The sequence below is a fragment of the Bradyrhizobium sp. 44 genome, assembly GCF_023073095.1.
In the GTDB taxonomy this organism is placed as follows: domain Bacteria; phylum Pseudomonadota; class Alphaproteobacteria; order Rhizobiales; family Xanthobacteraceae; genus Bradyrhizobium.
Genome location: NZ_JADPIY010000040.1, coordinates 1 through 957 on the forward strand (window position 1 = coordinate 1; position 957 = coordinate 957).

Annotated in this window: 1 protein-coding gene; it reads right to left on the reverse strand. The window is 65.3% G+C overall.

Annotated features, from left to right (window positions below):
• A partial coding sequence (locus IVB41_RS34580; protein ID WP_247439176.1) for an Ig-like domain-containing protein occupies window positions 1–957 on the reverse strand: 957 nt, incomplete at both ends.

Below are 957 nucleotides of genomic sequence, written 5' to 3' on the forward strand. Positions count from 1 at the left end.
GTCTGGTAGGTGAAGCTCGCCGGATGGACGACGCCATCGACCAAGCTCCACGTCGTTCCGGTGTTCTGGACCACATCCGCCCAGGTGGCGCCGCCATCGCTGGAGACCTGGATCTTCTCGCCGGCGCCCAGCGCGCCATTGCTGCCGGAGACCGTCAGCGTGGTGTCGCTGGTGACGAAGTCGCCGGCGGTGCCGGTATCCTGGTTGATCGCCGTGATCGCCAGCGCCTCGGACGGAGCTGCCGTATCGAGCGTCAATATCAGCGAGGCGCTACCCGTATTGCCAAACGTGTCCGTCTGGCTCGCCACAATGGTATGCAGCCCATCAGCGAGACCGCTCGGTGTGAACGCCCAGTTCCCGCTCCCATCCGCCAAACTGGTGGTTGCGATTAAAGTCCCATCGATGGTGAAGTGCACCGTGGTGTTTGCCAGGCCCGTCCCGGTCAGCGCAGCGTTCGAAGTGATCTGGTCAAGCGCCGAAGACCCGGTATCGGAGGTCAGATGCTCCGTCACGGCCGGGCCGGTCGTGCTGAGCGTGTAGACAACGGCATTGCTGGTCGTCGTGTTGCCGGCAACATCGCTCACCCTGGCCGTCAGCGAGTTGCTGCCATTGCCGAGCGTGACGAGGCTGCTCCAGCTGCCGTCGCCCAGCACGACGGCGGTGCCGATCGTGGTGGTCCCGTCCAGGATTGTGACGGCGGCCCCGGCATCGGCCACATCGACCGTACCGGCCAGAGTCTGGCTGGCCTGGTTGGTCGCTCCGCCGGTGCTGGTGATCGTGATGATCGGCGCCGTCGTATCGATCGTCACCGCTTTGCTGGCGGTGGTGCCGATGTTGCCTGCGGTGTCGATGATCCGGGTCTGGTAGGTGAAGCTCGCCGGATGGACGACGCCATCGACCAGGCTCCACGTCGTTCCGGTGTTCTGGACCACATCCGCCCAGGTGGCGCCGCCATCG